This is a genomic window from Gracilimonas qinghaiensis, from assembly GCF_046602855.1.
In the GTDB taxonomy this organism is placed as follows: domain Bacteria; phylum Bacteroidota; class Rhodothermia; order Balneolales; family Balneolaceae; genus Gracilimonas.
On record NZ_JBKINJ010000002.1, the window covers coordinates 496,282 to 511,885 of the forward strand.

Below are 15,604 nucleotides of genomic sequence, written 5' to 3' on the forward strand. Positions count from 1 at the left end.
TATGTCACGCGATTTCAGAAGAGGAGATAAACGGTTGCCACCCCTGTCATTGTTTTCACAATCGTCACTGACGGATATCGTGCTCCTGTTGCTTATTTTCTTTCTCTTAACATCTTCTTTTGTTACCAACTTCGGCATTCGTGTTGAAGTACCTAAGGCAGAAAGCAGTGCGGCTACTGAACAGCAGTTTATTTCTGTTGCTGTTACCAAAAATGGCGAGTTCTATGTGGATGGTGACCTGACGGCACGAGGTTCTTTAGCTTCCGCAATCAGAAACGCTCGAAATAATAAGCCTCAGGGAACCGTTGTATTAAGAGCCGACAAGGATGCCAAAGTTGATGACGCTGTAAGAGTGATGAATATCAGCAAAGCATTGAATCTAAAAATTATCATGGCTACAGAACAAGGATCCTAACCGTTATGGGCCGCTATAAATTCACAGAAGATGATCGTTTTGCACTAAAGGTTACCCTTGGTGTAAATGCCGTACTCTTGATCTTTTCTCTGATTTACACCTTTGAAATGAATGCCAACGTACGGCCGTCTTATATTGAAGTGGAATTTGGTGAATTCAGAACCGGACAGCTTGCCGAATATTCTGAAGTGCAAAATGAAGAAGTGGCGCAACGACCGAATCCCTCTGAAGTTGAGCCTGACGAACCGGTAGAAGAAGTTCAGGAGCCAGAAGTTACCCCACAAACAACAACCGAAGAAGATACCAAACCGGTGGACTTACCCGATCAGGTTGAAGAGATTGAAGCAGAAGAAGTAACCACTCCTGATACTGAAAAGATCGATCCTTCTCAACAAGAGACCCAACCCCAGGAAGAGGAAGTTGAAATTCCCCCCGTTTCCCAAGAAAATGAAACTATTACCGAAGGAGCCGATGAAAGTGGTGATGTTGATGGAGCTATCGGAGATATGCAATCCGATCAGGGAATTGGTAATGATGAGGATAAAACATCTCCTTATGAATTAAGCTGGGAAGGTGAAATTGATCGCTCACCTATGGTCCAACCCCTCCCACAAAACGCCACCAATTCAGAAGCTGTTATTACAGTACGATTTGAAGTAAGACCTGATGGAACTGTAGGCCGTATCATCCCTCTTAGAAAGATGAATCCTGAATTGGAACGTGAAGTAATGAGTACATTGCGATCCTGGAGGTTTTCAAGGCTGCCGGGTGGGGTACCCCAACAAACTCAATGGGGAACCATTACTTTCCGTTTCGTAGTCCAATAAATTGACCCCAATATGAAATTTTCGCTATTAATATTGCCTGTATTGCTTTTACTAAGTATAGGGTGCTCAACAGGTCAATCAATAGATGATTCAAACTATGAGACGGTTTTACCTGAACAGTTAGAAGTGATCGAACAAAATGAACGTTCTGTAACCTTCAAAATGTCTAATTCCTGTGGATCAGCTTGTTGGGCAAATCTTCAGGAATTAATTGAACGGGATGAAAATACCTTTGAGATCAAGACCGTTGCCGAGGTAACTTCTGAAATTTGTACGGAACAATGTGTTCCTTATGAGAGAGAGTACACGCTCGAAATTCCGGCACCAGGTTATTATACCTTTCAATTCATTCACCGAGACAGTGTTTATCAAAGTCTGGATCTCAGCTTCCCTTAAGTTTCAGTAAATAAAGTTATTTATCGGAATCAGTTTTTGAATCTTCCGAGCCGTGTTCAGTGTTCTTTTTCCCCTCATGCAGTCCTGATCTAACGTGTAAATCGCGCTGTGGGAATGGAATCTCAATATCATACTCAGCAAATTTCCTTACGATAGTCTGATTCAGATCATTCTGAACCTTATATCTTTTTTTCACATCTGGTACCCACACTAATAATTTCATGTCCCAGGATGAATCCCCAAAGCTGCGTAAATGCACATCGTGTTCCGGATATTTAAGAACGTCTTCACTCTCTTCTGCCACTTCATTCAAGGCTTTCAATACTTTATCCAGATCTGAAGAATAAGAGACCCCAACATCGATACTCAACCGGTACGTTGTATCACCATGAGAAAAGTTGATCACATTTCTGGAAACAAATTCAGAGTTAGGAACAATGATTGAAATATTATCAAGTGTTTTTACCTTGGTCGACCTAATATTGATCTCCTCAACATCTCCCTCTATATCACTTACAGAAACACGGTCACCAACGCTAATAGGGCGCTCAAATAACACGATCAAACCTGAAATAAAGTTTGAAGTAACATTCTGTAAGCCAAAACCTATCCCTACAGAAAGGAAACCGAAGATCACAGCGAGTCCGGTCATATTTATCCCCAGAAACTGGAAAGAAATAAATATTCCAATTACTATAATAATGTACTGAGACATCCGAGATAGGGTGTAGCAAAGGCCACTGTCTTTGATGAAACGAGGCAGTATTCGGTTATTCAGTGTCCGCTTCACAAATGAGGCGAGCAATGAAAATCCGATCAGAAGTAAAACAAAAACGATCACTTTCATAAAAGTGACCGGTGTATTTTGAATTGTGAATAATTGTACCTGAAGAAGATCCCAGATATACTCAAATGTATCACCAACTGTATATTCGGATGGATCGGGCAAATTGAGTGCAGAATCAGCTGAAATAATGTTATCGGCACTGTCAGTTACCAAAGAATCAACTTGTGGTGTGGATGTTGTTATCTGGAATTTTTTCATGGTTCTAAGATAAAATTTTTATCATGACAATCGAATATGGTTACAAAAAAAAGAGGCTAACCAAATGGCTAACCTCTTTCTCAAATACCTTTGCAGGTAGCACTAATTATTTCAGGCTCTCTTTCGGTGCCTTCCAGATCTCATCATTGTAATCATTAATGGTTCGATCACTTGAAAACTTACCGATATTGGCGGTGTTGAGTATCGCTTTGCGGTTCCATTCTTCCTTATCTTTAAAAGCATCAGATATCTCATCTTGTTTTTTAACATAGGCCTCATAATCTGCCATTACCATGAAGTAATCACCTTCATGTAGCAGGGCATTAATGATCGGTTCAAACAGCGACTTATCTCCGTTACTGAAAAATCCATCACGGATCTGATCCACTGCCTGCTTTAATTCAGCATTGGAATTGTAGTAATCCCATGGATTGTAGCCTTCTCGCCGCACCTGTTCAATTTCTTCTTCCTCCAATCCGAATATGAAGATGTTTTCATCTCCAACTTCTTCCTTGATCTCAACATTAGCACCATCCAGAGTACCGATAGTAAGCGCACCATTTAAGGCAAACTTCATGTTACCGGTTCCTGAGGCCTCCATTCCTGCCGTTGAGATCTGCTCAGATAAGTTTGCCGCAGGAATCAACTTCTCAGCCAATGTTACGCTGTAGTTTTGAAGAAATACACACTTAAGCTTTTTATTCACATCCGGATCCTTATTCACAATTTCGGCAATACTGTTGATAAGCTTAATGTGCAATTTGGCCATCGTGTAGCCGGGAGCTGCTTTACCCGCAAATATTACCGTTCTTGGTGAGATATCAAGATCCGGATTTTCTTTAAGTCGATTATATAACGTGATCACATGAAGGGCTGCCATCAGCTGACGCTTATATTCATGTATCCGCTTGATCTGAATGTCGAACATGGACTTTGGATCCACATCAAGATGGTTATTTTCTTTTATGTAATCAGCCAGGCGTTTTTTGTTCTCCAGTTTTATATCAGCGAACTGCTTTCTGAATTTCTTGTCCTCAGCATATTCATTGATTTTTTTGAGCTCATCCAGGTCCGTTACCCAATCCTCACCGATCTTTTCAGATATCAAACCTGAAAGCGCCGGGTTGCATTGCTTAAGCCAGCGGCGTGGGGTGATGCCATTGGTTTTGTTGGTAAATTTATCCGGATACATCTCTGCAAAGTCCTTGAACATGGATTTTTTCAGCAAACGGGAATGCATTGCTGCAACACCATTTACTTTTCGGGCACCCACAATCCCGAGATGGGCCATATGTACCACGGGTTGCTCACCTTCACTTACAATGCTCATTCGGCTTTGAAGGTTCTTGTCATCACCTAGCTTAACCTTTACATCGTCAAGAAAACGCCTATTGATCTCATAGATGATATTCAGATGACGTGGCAACAGATTTCTAACCAGAGAAACCGGCCATTTTTCAAGTGCTTCAGGCAGTAAAGTATGGTTGGTATAAGCCATTGAGTCTACTGTAATGTCCCAGGCTTTATCCCAATCCATGTGCTCTTCATCCAGCAGGTGACGCATCAGTTCAGGGATGGCAAGATTAGGGTGAGTATCATTGCACTGAATGGATACTTTATCAGGAAACTTCGTGAAATCGTTATACTGCTTTTTGAAACGGCGTATTATATCCTGCATAGACGCTGAAACAAGGAAATACTCCTGCTTCAGTCGCAGCTCCTGACCAACGAACACCTTATCGTTCGGATACAATACTCGTGAGATATTTTGTTCAAGCTGATTATCCCTGACTGCATCTATATACTGCCCCTGATTAAAACTCTTCAGGTCAATAGACGAAGAGGATTCAGCTTTCCAAAGGCGTAAATAGTTTACAATACCATTATCATAACCGGGAATTGGAGTATCGTAGGCAACGGCTTTAACCCGATGTGTGTTTTCCCATTTATAGTAGGTATTACCGTTGCTGGATTCTTGAACACCCTGATTCCCGTAAAACTCAACAGGATACTGAACCTTAGGTCGAACTGTATCCCACGGATTTCCATATTTTAGCCACAGATCCGGCCTTTCAACCTGGTAGCCATCCTGAATTTTTTGATAGAAGATGCCGTAGTCGTAACGAATGCCATGACCAATTGCAGGAATTCCAAGTGTTGCCATGGAATCAAGGAAACAGGCAGCAAGCCGGCCAAGCCCTCCATTACCGAGTCCAGCATCCCATTCCTGATCGCGAATATCTTCGTAGGAAAGATCCAACTCATCCAAAGCTTCAGCCACCAGATCTCGGACATCTAAATTCACCAGCATATTATCCAACAGGCGACCGATCAGGTACTCCATGGAAAGATAGTAAACGCGCTTGGCATCGGTCTTATAATAATGTTGCTGAGTATTGAGGAGCCGATCATTTAACCGGTCCATGATAGTGAGAGTTACGCTTTTGTAGCGATCCCAGTTTGTTGTGGAATATTCATCCTTAGCCAATGTATGCCGAAGGTGGAGTTTAATGTCTTCACGAAGAGAATCTTTGTCCATCCCTGAGCGAGTGTTCACGCTTGTTGTTTTTTTCTTACTCATAATTACTTTTCTGATCTAAATAGTCTTTTACTTGATGAAGTGAGGAGTGATAATATAAGATGTATTATGATAACTGATTATAACAGATAACGTAAAGCTGTTATAGCTTCTTTATTTTCATAGGAGTTACTAGATTACTCCTTATTCTATTATCCTTCCTTTAAATAAATTCCTTGGTCCGGCTTAAATTTTGGTCTGGTAATATTGGCCGGAAAACCGAGCTTATGAAACGATTCATACGCATTAATTGCAACAAAATCCTGTTCAAAAACACCAAAAACACTGGAACCGCTTCCACTCATACTGGCATATTCAGCACCGAACTCATAGAATTGATCTTTTATATTTCCAACTAAATGCAGCCGGGAAAAGATTACCTTTTCCAACTCGTTCAGCAGCAGGTATCGCCACTCCTCCGGTTCCTCGTCCAAAAGTACATTCTTCAGTGAAAATTCAGGTTCTGGATTCGGTTCACAATACTGGTAGGCCTTTTCGGTACTGCTTTCAATATTTGGATAGACGGTAACAATAAAAGCATCGGGTTGAATATCCAAGGGTTCGATCTCATCGCCTAAACCGGTTGCAAACCCGGGCTCTCCTTTAATGAAAAAAGGTACATCGGCCCCGATATTTTTGCCTAACTTTATGAGGTCATCCTGGGAAAGACCGAGGTTCGCTATCTTATTCATCATTCGCAGAGTAGTAGCGGCATTACTGCTTCCGCCTCCCAAACCCGCTCCCATGGGTATATTTTTCTCTACTTTAATATTATACTCATCCTTTAAACCGGCTTCTTTTTGCAGAAGTTTAATCGCCTTTACGATTAGATTTGTATCATCAACCGGAATTTTTGGGTCGCTCATTTCCAGATGCATCCTGCCCGGTTTTACCTCAAAGCGATCTTTCCATTCTATGAAACAGAAGCCCGTTTCGATGGAGTGATAACCGTTTTCAAGTCTCTCAAGTATATTCAGACCCAGATTTATTTTACCATAGGAATCAGAGATCCAAAGTTCAGCCATTGTTTAAAAATTCGTTTTTGTGTTCCATCATATAATTAAAAGCCGCATCATGATCGTTTGGGATATCTCCGTTCAGGATCGCCTCTTTTATGGTGTCTTTGACATCGCCAACTGTTCTGCTTGGTTTGATATCCAAAGCTTTCATTATCTCCTCACCGGAAAGCGGGTTCTTCCAATTTCTGATTCGATCTTTTTCCTCTACTTCTTTAATCCGTTGTTCTACATAATCGAAGTTCTGCTGATACTTCACCTGTTTATAATCATTCTTTGTGGTGATATCTGCCCGGCATAATTTCATCAGGTCGTCAATGTCATCTCCCGCTTCGTAAATTAACCTGCGTATAGCAGAATCCGAAACCTCATCTGACACCAAAGCAATAGGCCTTAGGTGCAGACGCACCATTTTTCGCACGTACCGCATCCGTTCATCTAGAGGCAGGCCAAGCCGGCGAAAAATTCTCTTGGTCCATTTAGCACCCAAAGCATCGTGGCCGTGAAATGTCCAGCCTATTTTTGGATGGAACCTCTGAGTAGGCGGTTTGGCAATATCATGCATAATGGCGGCCCAGCGTAACCAAAGGTCAGCCCCAAGCTCGATCACGTTATCCAATACTTTAAGTGTATGCCAAAAATTATCTTTGTGGCGAATTCCCTTGATCTCCTTAACACCATGCAACTCGTGCATTTCCGGAAAGAATTCTTTCAGTAAACCCGTCTTAAAAAGCATGGTAAAACCTAGGGAAGGATTATCGCTTAATATAATTTTATTCAACTCATCAATGATCCGCTCTTTAGAGATGATATTGATACGCGAAGCCATTTCAGTGATCGCGTTAAAGGTTTCTTCCTCTATCCTGAAATTGAGCTGAGAAGCAAACCGTATGGCCCGCATCATTCTAAGCGGGTCATCACTAAAGGTTTGGTGGGGATCGATCGGCGTTTTTATATTCTTATTCTGCAGGTCCTCCATTCCGCCAAATGGGTCAACCAGCTCACCATAATTATCTTCATTAAGCGACCAAGACATAGCGTTGATGGTAAGATCGCGCCTGAGCTGATCATCCTCGAGCGTTCCGTCTTCCACGATCGGCTTTCTGGAATCTCTTCGATAGCTTTCCTTACGAGCACCCACAAATTCCAATTCCAGTTCCCCGGTTTTTACTTGAGCGGTTCCAAATTGTTTATAAACAGCCAGCGAAGAGTCTTTTATCTTATTTGAAACAAGGGTAGCTAATTTTATTCCGGAACCGACTGTAACAAAGTCGATATCCATAGCTCCTTCTTTTAGTCTGTTTAGGTAATGATCGCGAACATAGCCACCTACCACATAAACAGGGTAGTCTAGTTCCTCGGCAGCTTTGCTTATGATCTTAAAGACTTCTTGGTGCGACGTTGGTATGTTTTTCATGTGTTTCAAAGCACATCAAAGATAGGAATGTTAAGCATTGCTTTCAGAGGATTACTGAGATATTTTTATTACCATGGTACATTAAACAAAGACGTCCATTAAGACAATAAATTGATATGGGAAATACGAATACATGGGTTATAGCAACAAATGGAACGAAATACGCCAGTGAAGCTGTAAAATATGCAGCTGAATTATATCGAGACCTGAGAACAGAACCTGAAATATACATCTTGGTAGTGGCAACAGATGATACCGCCGTCACACAAGCCAAAGCTATCCTTGAAATGGCAAAATTTACATTTGAGGACATTGCCGGAAAGGAAGGAACCCTGACAACCCTAGTTGAAACCGGTGAACCGGGGGATGTCATCATCCATCAGATGAATGCCCTGAAAGGAGACCATTTATTCATTGGTGGTTCAGATTTCAAGTGGGATATAAATGAAGAGGGAGAGGGTGGTATCAGTAACTACATTATTGAGAACATTTCGGGTGGCATAACTCTGATCAAGTAAAGTACTTACGTACAAAAACAATTTGTTAAAAAACCTACTGATTTAGATTTTACATATAATATTCACATCTGCCTGTATATTATATAGTAAATAAACTTTATGCATCATGGAAGCTCATTTACTTTTGGAAGCAAGACTACCGATGCTGGGCTCTGCCACGGATTTCACCTACAAATGGTGCGTGAACATGGGCTTGGAGCGAAATGATGCCGCAAAAATGGCTTTGGCTTCTGATGAAATCCTTACGGATGTGCTTCTTCATGGCTATAAAAATGAATCTGGCTACATCGAGATCTGGTTTCAGTACACCTTTTCAGAAATTGAGATCGCCATTCAGGAAAAGGGAGAGCCATTCGATCCGGAAAAACACACCTATGATGCTGAAAAAGCAATCAATGAGCATGATTTTGAAGGAGCTGCCTTAAAGACGGTTAAAAAGATGACGGATCAGTTTCTTTTTCTGAACCGCGGAAAAGATGGGAAGGAATTTCGACTCGTCAAGCAATTCACTTCTTCACACATCAAAGATATGCTTCCCGAGCACTTTGAGCCTGAAGATCTGGATGAACCTGAACCGGATAGTGATTACCTGTTAACCCCTGCTACATCAGAAGATGCGGAAGATATTGCAAAGCTAATATACCAATCTTACAGTTATACATATTCAAAAGAAGACCTGTATTTTCCAAAACGAATCGAAACAGCTATCAAACATGAATATAAGTTTGGTACCATTATTCGAACTGAGGGAGGTGGTCCTGTCGGTTATTTTGCGGTCATCAGGAGTACAGATTCTATGATCGGCGAGGTTGGTGAAGCTGTTGTCTCACCCAATCACCGCGGCCGTGGCCTCATGAAAAAAATGATGAATGAACTCATAAAAATGAGTAAGCAAAGGGGATTAAAGGGCTTATTTGGTATGGCATCCACCTTTCATATCATAAGTCAGAAGGTAAATGACAAGTTTGGCTTCAAGAGCACCGCTCTTATTATTGCAAAATCACCCAGGAAGCTTTACAAAGGTATGACCTCAGAAACCTCTGAAATTGTAAGTGTTATCATGGATTTTCTCCCACTTACAAAGCTCTGGAGGAAACCGGTTGTACTGCCTGAAGCTTACAAAGAGATATTAACTGAGATCTATGCTCAGTTCACCGAACAAAACAATTCTATAAGTTCAGGTAAACCAACCTTCGAACAAAAAGATAAAACCGATCTTAGCCTTACCATTAATTATGAAACAAAAAACGTATTGATCACTGTTAAACAATACGGTAAGACCTTTGAGACAAGCTGTCTGAGATTATTTCGAAGCATAGAAGAGCTGAACCTGAATGCGGTTTACATTGATCTGCCCCTTAATAGCCCTCGAATAAATAGAGCCCTTGAATGGCTCAAAGAAGAGAAATTCATTTTCAGTGGGTTAATGCCTCTTTTCCATCAGGAAAGCGACCATATGCGTATGCAGAAGATCAAGGTTGATATGGATTTTGAGCAGATCAAAACTTACACTGATCTTGCTGAAAAAATGAAGAAACTCATAAAGCAGGAGTATGATGCATTACAAGAAAGATAGACGTAAGATCGAAATTGAACTGCCGGGTGATTTTAACCTGAATGCTGTTCGCCTCATCAGTGAACAGCTGGGTGAGCGTAAAGATCTGCGTATCGATCTTTCGAAAGCTCATTTTGTAAACAGCAAAGCTATCATATTTTTGCATAAACTTATGTTCGGCGAAAAAAAGGTAAGGGTAAGGCTTAAAGATCCTCCAAAATTATTTTTTGAAATCCTTCAAACTCTCGGCCTCCACCATAAGTGGAAACTAGATGAAATTGTAGAACCTTAAAGGACACCCTCATGGTAAATAAAAACGAAAATGCTATAACACGGCTTAACCTTGAGTTTCCTGTTTGGGACCAGATATTTACGGTTCATCCCCTGGTTATCGTAGGAACGATTGAGCCGGATTCTTCTCCCGATTTCGCCCCCAAACACATGGCTTTTCCTCTTGGTTGGAAGAACTATTTTGGCTTCGTATGCACCCCGAATCATTCAACCTATCAGAATATAAAACGTACCGGCGAATTTACGGTAACTTATCCAAAACCGGATCAACTGGTTTTAACGAGCCTGACAGCTTCTCCACGCTGTGATGATAATACCAAACCCGAATTGAAAAGCATAGAAAGCTTTCCCGCCACTGATATTGATGGTAAATTTATACAAAATGGCTACATCTTTTTAGAATGTAAACTCAAACGCTTTGTAGATGGATTTGGTGAAAACAGTCTAATTCTGGGTGAAGTTGTTGCTGCTCATGCTGCTAACGATTTCATCAGGAAGCCATCACAACCGGATGATGAAAAGCTTATCAAAAACCCACAGTTGGTGTATGTATCTCCGGGACGTTATGCCACAATCGATGAAACACAAGCGTTTCCGTTTCCCAAGGACTTCAAGAAATAGGTTATGAAGAAAGCCGCAATCAAGATATATGATATTGATATTGAATCCGGGTATAGATCCTATTTTCTAAAGCTTCTAAAAAAATTGGTTGAAACTGAAACACCACCCGCTAACGCCTCTTCTCATCAAAAAATATTCTCTATCCTTCAGAAAGAACTTGAGAGGTTTGATTATGACGTACAGTTGTTGAAAGGAAATAATAGCGGCGGGCAGTTATATGCCCGGCCTAAGACAACGCAAAGCAATTGTTATCAGATGCTACTTGGTCATGTTGATACGGTATGGCCAAAGGGTACCCTTAAAAAAATGCCATTCAATATTGAAGATAATATTCTGACAGGGCCTGGAATTTATGATATGAAAGCCGGCATCGCCATGATGCTGACGGCGCTCAAGATCATCCGAGATGATAATAAAATAAATCCTGAGGTTAGCCCTATACTCTTTCTTAACTCAGATGAAGAAAGCGGCAGCACTGAATCAGCCTCAAGAGTCAGATTACTGGCAAGACCCATGAACCGCGTTTTCGTTCTTGAACCGTCTTTGGATCCTGATGGCAAGATAAAAACCCGGAGAAAGGGAGTCGGACATTTTGATATTATTATTAAAGGAGTTTCATCCCATGCCGGTATTGAACCTGAGAAAGGCAGAAGTGCTATTCTGGAGTTATCCTATCTTATACAAAAACTGCATAAGCTAAACGATCCTGAAAATGGGGTGTCTGTTAATGTAGGAACCATTGATGGAGGTATCAGCACAAATGTGGTAGCAGCAGAAAGCAGGGCCTCAGTGGATGTAAGAGTACAGACCAAAGCAGATGCCAAGCGCCTTACTAAAGCTATCACCTCCATGGTTTCTGATACCGACGATGTAACACTTGAAATCAAGGGCGGTTTTCGACGTCCCCCACTGGTTCAAAATAAACGTAATCGAGCCTTATGGAATTTAGCTCAGGAGATCGGAAATGAACTTGGACTCGAACTGAAGGAAGGCACATCCGGCGGTGGCTCAGATGGCAGCTTTACCAGCCTTTATACGGCCACCCTCGACGGACTGGGAGCCGTAGGTGATGGAGCCCATAGCCCAACTGAAAGGGTCTTTCTGAATGAGTCTCTCGACAGAATTCCCCTCATCGTAAATTTGCTGATTCAGCCACCTCTAACAGATTGAGGAGCGATGTCAGGAATTATTCAAAGATGAAACCTTGAATATTTCCGGCAAAGGATCCTGAAGCGCATAATACAAACCGGTTTGCCGGAATGAATATGAATGTTCTTTATTAAATTTAAACATTTCTTTGATAGCCGATCTTGTTAATACAAAGTGAGTATCATCGTATTCAGGAACCGGAAATGTTTCTCCAAGTGCACTTTGATAAGCCAAGTATGGAAAGTTTACGCCTGCTACCAATGAACCGAGAAGAGTGGTCCAGAACCGAGCATTAAAGTCTATCAGTTTATAGTTTTTTTCCCGTTCGTCATACCGGAAGTCAAGATGGCAAATTCCTGACCATTTCAATTTATTGATGATCTGTTCTATCTGATCGAGAAATTCAATATTATGGAGAAGCTCTATCGCCGGGGAATATTGAAGTGGCTGCAAGATAAACCCCTTTTGTATAGTATGAGCCAATATTTCTCCTTCCTTGCAATATAAACTACAGTCAATATCATAACCAGGTATATATTCCTGAAGGAAATAATCATCAGAACTTATTTCGTTCTCGCCAAAATAGTTAATCATTTCTTCCCTGCATCGAAAAATATTGATAAAAAGTGCATCAATATCTCCGCCTCGGTCCCAAACTGGTTTAAATAGCACTGGAAAGGTCAAAGAATCCGGGATATCAGCCTCTACATCTGTTGGAATCGGCCAGATCTTGGCATATGGTATATCATTGCTCTCCAACCATTCGTTCAGGGCATTCTTCATGACCATCTGATGGAAAGTTTTTAGGTCGGCTAGATGGGGGATATTTATGCTATCTGTAATTTTGTCTCTATTTTTAATAACAAGCCTTACCGATCTTTCGTCTATAGGTATTAGTACTTGTGATCCCGTATTGTTGATAATCTTGATTAGGCTTTCAAGTCTTTCCTGCTCAGTTGTTCCGGAAATCAGCTGAAATGAACTTAAGTACCGACTGAACCTGGTAGTTGTTTTTTTAATTGCTGCATAATGAATAGGTATTCCAGAAAAATACCCCAAACAACGGATGACCGGTAAGCCTAAATTCTCCTCACCGCCAAATAATAAAACTGATTGTTTTTCCCTATTCAAAATACCCCTTTCTTAAATTTTACTTACCAAGTGTATTGCCAAATCTAATACTCTAATCTCATTATTTCTTTGATCTTATTCAATGGCCAAAAATTAAATTCATGTAATCTGAATAAGTGGTTTGAAGAAAGCCATATATCTGCCATATTATGTGCATGAAGCAACAAACAACTGATAATACCAAACTGATCAGAGTTGCAGCCCTGTTGATCATCGGGGTATTGACGGTCTATATCATGATCGAGGCTCAATTCATTTTGTTGCCGTTAGTTTGGGCTGCTTTCATTGCTCTGCTGATCCTGCCTCTGACTGAAAAACTTGAACAGATCAAGTTTCCTCGCTGGTTATCCATCATCACTGTTCTGACCATCGTTACTGCAACTTTAAGTGTGATCTTATACCTTTTATCCATTCAGGTAGCCGGATTATTGGGAGACATACCTGCTGTGACCGATACGGTTGATGCGTGGATCACAGACCTGCAGCATTTTCTTGAAGTGCAGGTTGGAATTTCTCATGAACTACTGACCCGTCAGGCAAATAACTCAGTTTCACAGATCATCAACACTGGACTGACGGAGCTGAGAAATTCATTGTTTTCTGTATTCAGATTACTGACTGTTATCAGTGTGATTCCCCTCTACATTTTTTTTCTACTCTATTACCGGGATGCCTTTTACCAAGGTTCCCTCCAGCTATTTATCAATTACCACGACCAAACCCGGTCACTCTTCAACAAGATAATCAAAGTAGCTCAGCAATATTTGAGAGGACTCATGCTGGTTACCCTTATCGTTGGGATTTTGTTTTACATTGTCCTGACAGTTTTAAATATCAAATACGCTTTTTTCTTTGCCATACTTCTTGCAGTATTCAACCTGATACCTTATATCGGAGTTTTTATTTCATCACTGCTGGTTGTGCTGTACTCGATCACAACCACCGATTCCATGTTCTATCCTATAGCCATTCTTATATCATTATGGCTTATACAGCTTCTGGAAAACAACCTTATCACTCCCTACGTGGTGGGCTCACAAGTAAGAATTAATCCATTGGTCGCACTGATAGCCGTTTTTATGGGAGCCTCTATCTGGGATGTTTCAGGAATGATCCTTTTTATACCCTTGGTCGGTGTACTTAAAGTGGTTTTTGATGAATTTGAAGGGCTGAAATCTTATGGTATATTTTTAGGTAAGTCTTGAATCGTATACGACTCAGTAGCTTTTGAGTTTTTTGAATTAGTTTATGTCATCGATGATCCACTTAACCTACTTTCCGATCCTGTTAAACAACAAATAACGTTATGAAAAACACAGTCATTTTCCGCACATTTCTTCTTTCAACCATCTTATTAACAATATCCTGTATTTCAGACGAACAATTTTCCCTGAGTTCTCCTGATGTTGTTACCTCCGGCTATCAGTTTACGGAAGGCCCTCACTGGCTCGATGACGGGAGCCTGATCTTCAGCGACATTCCGGCTAACAAAGTCTATCAGTGGCGACCCGGCTCTTCTGAAACCTCTGTGTTTATAGATTCTTCCGGTCGATCCAATGGTATTGAAGGCATGCCCGACGGTACCGTTGTTCTTACTCAACACGACGGTCGTGTTTCAAAGTTGCTGGAAAACGGAAAGTTAGAAATTATCGTCACAGAATATAAGGGAATGAGACTGAACAGCCCTAACGATCTTGCCATTCGATCAGATTCACTTATCTATTTTACCGACCCGCCTTTCGGCGTTTCCTCTGAAGATCAGGAGCTGGATTTTGCCGGTGTTTATAGAATAGATAAAAACGGTGAATTGATACTGCTGTACGACCAACTTGCCCTGCCTAACGGGATCGCATTTTCACCTGATGAGTCCTTCTTATACCTTAGTGATTCTGAAACCGGAGATATCCTTAAATTTGAAGTTCTACCTAACGGAGATCTTTTTAATGAAATGCTATTTGCTAACATTGACCCCCCGGGTGATAAAGGTGCTGCTGATGGGATGATCACCGATTCTGATGGCCGGCTTTACACCACAGGACCCAATGGTTTAACCGTTTTTGATACAGAAGGCAAACAGCTTTCGAATATAAGTTTTGAGGAACAGATCACAAATGTAGAATGGGGAAGCGATGAATCAGAACTATACATTACAGCAGCTAATTCAGTTTATCGAGTAATGGTAACTAAGTAATAATCTAACTAAAAGTGACTCAAAATTAGTTTTAATTATTTTGAATCTTTTTTAATCAATATGATCATTGAAACTTAATTTATTATAATCACTAACTCAGTTACGTGGTCTCTTTGCTCGGTCTATTTTTTGTATAGATTCCTTTCCAATTCGTTTAACTGAATGACAACTTTGGTATTTCCAGGCTTAAAAACAGATAGCTCATTCCTCACAGTATAAATCTTTATCAAGAAAGACGAAGCGAACGCTAAAGTATTCATTTGGAAAAGTCAGGGTCTCATAAACTTTATTGAATGTACCTCTTATCGTCGGTTCTGATGACGTTACATTATTTTTGCAACTAGTTATCAAAAATGTAGGAAGAATAGCATTTTTAAGGACTCTCATATATTTCCTGCCTTTGAGGTTTCTCCCATTTAAACTTTAGTTGCTTTATCGATCATGTGAAAACCCC

Annotated in this window: 15 protein-coding genes; 10 read left to right on the top strand and 5 right to left on the bottom strand. The window is 40.8% G+C overall.

Going from position 1 to position 15,604, the window contains the following annotated elements; genetic code table 11:
- The first annotated feature begins 1 nt into the window (after position 1).
- The 3 genes from ACKGJO_RS12065 to ACKGJO_RS12075 are packed head-to-tail and all read left to right on the top strand — an operon-like array spanning position 2 to position 1,638.
- The gene (locus ACKGJO_RS12065; RefSeq protein WP_411323693.1) at positions 2 to 415 is read left to right on the top strand and encodes an ExbD/TolR family protein; all 414 of its coding nucleotides are present in this window, start codon (positions 2 to 4) and stop codon (positions 413 to 415) included.
- 5 nt (positions 416 to 420) lie between these two features.
- Positions 421 to 1,242, top strand: a complete 822-nt coding sequence (locus tag ACKGJO_RS12070) for an energy transducer TonB family protein (RefSeq protein ID WP_411323694.1) — start codon at positions 421 to 423, stop codon at positions 1,240 to 1,242.
- Positions 1,243 to 1,254: 12 nt separating this feature from the next.
- On the top strand, positions 1,255 to 1,638 hold the full coding sequence (locus tag ACKGJO_RS12075) for a hypothetical protein (protein ID WP_411323695.1): 384 nt from the start codon (positions 1,255 to 1,257) through the stop codon (positions 1,636 to 1,638).
- Positions 1,639 to 1,654: 16 nt separating this feature from the next.
- On the opposite strand, the gene ACKGJO_RS12080 is transcribed toward ACKGJO_RS12075, so the two are convergent.
- The 4 genes from ACKGJO_RS12080 to ACKGJO_RS12095 form a co-directional block, all read right to left on the bottom strand.
- Positions 1,655 to 2,683: a mechanosensitive ion channel family protein gene (locus ACKGJO_RS12080; protein WP_411323696.1), complete on the bottom strand. Its 1,029-nt coding sequence runs from the start codon at positions 2,681 to 2,683 to the stop codon at positions 1,655 to 1,657.
- Between the two features lie 106 nt (positions 2,684 to 2,789).
- Positions 2,790 to 5,264, bottom strand: coding sequence for a glycogen/starch/alpha-glucan phosphorylase (locus ACKGJO_RS12085; RefSeq protein ID WP_411323697.1), 2,475 nt, complete (start codon positions 5,262 to 5,264; stop codon positions 2,790 to 2,792).
- A 149-nt stretch (positions 5,265 to 5,413) separates the two neighbouring features.
- Positions 5,414 to 6,286 carry a 4-(cytidine 5'-diphospho)-2-C-methyl-D-erythritol kinase gene (gene ispE, locus ACKGJO_RS12090; protein ID WP_411323698.1) on the bottom strand — a complete coding sequence of 291 codons (873 nt, stop codon included), beginning with the start codon at positions 6,284 to 6,286 and terminating at the stop codon, positions 5,414 to 5,416.
- The gene (locus ACKGJO_RS12095; RefSeq protein ID WP_411323699.1) at positions 6,279 to 7,694 is read right to left on the bottom strand and encodes a CCA tRNA nucleotidyltransferase; all 1,416 of its coding nucleotides are present in this window, start codon (positions 7,692 to 7,694) and stop codon (positions 6,279 to 6,281) included. The genes ispE and ACKGJO_RS12095 overlap by 8 nt, the downstream gene beginning before the upstream one ends.
- 116 nt (positions 7,695 to 7,810) lie before the next feature.
- Here ACKGJO_RS12095 and ACKGJO_RS12100 point away from each other — a divergent pair, with 116 nt between their 5' ends.
- The 5 genes from ACKGJO_RS12100 to ACKGJO_RS12120 all read left to right on the top strand — a co-directional run bounded on the left by ACKGJO_RS12100 (position 7,811) and on the right by ACKGJO_RS12120 (position 11,849).
- On the top strand, positions 7,811 to 8,212 hold the full coding sequence (locus tag ACKGJO_RS12100; protein ID WP_411323700.1) for a universal stress protein: 402 nt from the start codon (positions 7,811 to 7,813) through the stop codon (positions 8,210 to 8,212).
- Between the two features lie 106 nt (positions 8,213 to 8,318).
- Entirely contained in the window at positions 8,319 to 9,788 is a 1,470-nt protein-coding gene (locus tag ACKGJO_RS12105) for a GNAT family N-acetyltransferase (protein ID WP_411323701.1), read from the top strand.
- Positions 9,766 to 10,059 (top strand): STAS domain-containing protein, encoded by a 294-nt coding sequence (locus ACKGJO_RS12110; RefSeq protein WP_411323702.1) that lies wholly within the window; start codon positions 9,766 to 9,768, stop codon positions 10,057 to 10,059. The genes ACKGJO_RS12105 and ACKGJO_RS12110 overlap by 23 nt, the downstream gene beginning before the upstream one ends.
- A gap of 11 nt (positions 10,060 to 10,070) precedes the next feature.
- Positions 10,071 to 10,679 carry a flavin reductase gene (locus ACKGJO_RS12115; RefSeq protein ID WP_411323703.1) on the top strand — a complete coding sequence of 203 codons (609 nt, stop codon included), beginning with the start codon at positions 10,071 to 10,073 and terminating at the stop codon, positions 10,677 to 10,679.
- 3 nt (positions 10,680 to 10,682) lie between these two features.
- The gene (locus ACKGJO_RS12120) at positions 10,683 to 11,849 is read left to right on the top strand and encodes a M20/M25/M40 family metallo-hydrolase (protein WP_411323704.1); all 1,167 of its coding nucleotides are present in this window, start codon (positions 10,683 to 10,685) and stop codon (positions 11,847 to 11,849) included.
- A 9-nt stretch (positions 11,850 to 11,858) separates the two neighbouring features.
- On the opposite strand, the gene ACKGJO_RS12125 is transcribed toward ACKGJO_RS12120, so the two are convergent.
- Entirely contained in the window at positions 11,859 to 12,959 is a 1,101-nt protein-coding gene (locus ACKGJO_RS12125) for an ATP-grasp domain-containing protein (protein ID WP_411323705.1), read from the bottom strand.
- Between the two features lie 155 nt (positions 12,960 to 13,114).
- Between ACKGJO_RS12125 and ACKGJO_RS12130 the strand changes: the two genes are divergently transcribed.
- Positions 13,115 to 14,164 carry an AI-2E family transporter gene (locus tag ACKGJO_RS12130; protein ID WP_411323706.1) on the top strand — a complete coding sequence of 350 codons (1,050 nt, stop codon included), beginning with the start codon at positions 13,115 to 13,117 and terminating at the stop codon, positions 14,162 to 14,164.
- A gap of 101 nt (positions 14,165 to 14,265) precedes the next feature.
- Entirely contained in the window at positions 14,266 to 15,150 is an 885-nt protein-coding gene (locus ACKGJO_RS12135; protein ID WP_411323707.1) for an SMP-30/gluconolactonase/LRE family protein, read from the top strand.
- Positions 15,151 to 15,604: the final 454 nt, after the last annotated feature.

Bases quoted from the DNA above. Each gene is read 5' to 3' on its own strand.
- ACKGJO_RS12065 (WP_411323693.1), top strand. From the start codon at position 2: ATGTCACGCGATTTCAGAAGAGGAGATAAACGGTTGCCACCCCTGTCA.
- ACKGJO_RS12070 (WP_411323694.1), top strand. From the start codon at position 421: ATGGGCCGCTATAAATTCACAGAAGATGATCGTTTTGCACTAAAGGTT.
- ACKGJO_RS12075 (WP_411323695.1), top strand. From the start codon at position 1,255: ATGAAATTTTCGCTATTAATATTGCCTGTATTGCTTTTACTAAGTATA.
- ACKGJO_RS12080 (WP_411323696.1), bottom strand. From the start codon at position 2,683: ATGAAAAAATTCCAGATAACAACATCCACACCACAAGTTGATTCTTTG.
- ACKGJO_RS12085 (WP_411323697.1), bottom strand. From the start codon at position 5,264: ATGAGTAAGAAAAAAACAACAAGCGTGAACACTCGCTCAGGGATGGAC.
- ispE (WP_411323698.1), bottom strand. From the start codon at position 6,286: ATGGCTGAACTTTGGATCTCTGATTCCTATGGTAAAATAAATCTGGGT.
- ACKGJO_RS12095 (WP_411323699.1), bottom strand. From the start codon at position 7,694: ATGAAAAACATACCAACGTCGCACCAAGAAGTCTTTAAGATCATAAGC.
- ACKGJO_RS12100 (WP_411323700.1), top strand. From the start codon at position 7,811: ATGGGAAATACGAATACATGGGTTATAGCAACAAATGGAACGAAATAC.
- ACKGJO_RS12105 (WP_411323701.1), top strand. From the start codon at position 8,319: ATGGAAGCTCATTTACTTTTGGAAGCAAGACTACCGATGCTGGGCTCT.
- ACKGJO_RS12110 (WP_411323702.1), top strand. From the start codon at position 9,766: ATGATGCATTACAAGAAAGATAGACGTAAGATCGAAATTGAACTGCCG.
- ACKGJO_RS12115 (WP_411323703.1), top strand. From the start codon at position 10,071: ATGGTAAATAAAAACGAAAATGCTATAACACGGCTTAACCTTGAGTTT.
- ACKGJO_RS12120 (WP_411323704.1), top strand. From the start codon at position 10,683: ATGAAGAAAGCCGCAATCAAGATATATGATATTGATATTGAATCCGGG.
- ACKGJO_RS12130 (WP_411323706.1), top strand. From the start codon at position 13,115: ATGAAGCAACAAACAACTGATAATACCAAACTGATCAGAGTTGCAGCC.
- ACKGJO_RS12135 (WP_411323707.1), top strand. From the start codon at position 14,266: ATGAAAAACACAGTCATTTTCCGCACATTTCTTCTTTCAACCATCTTA.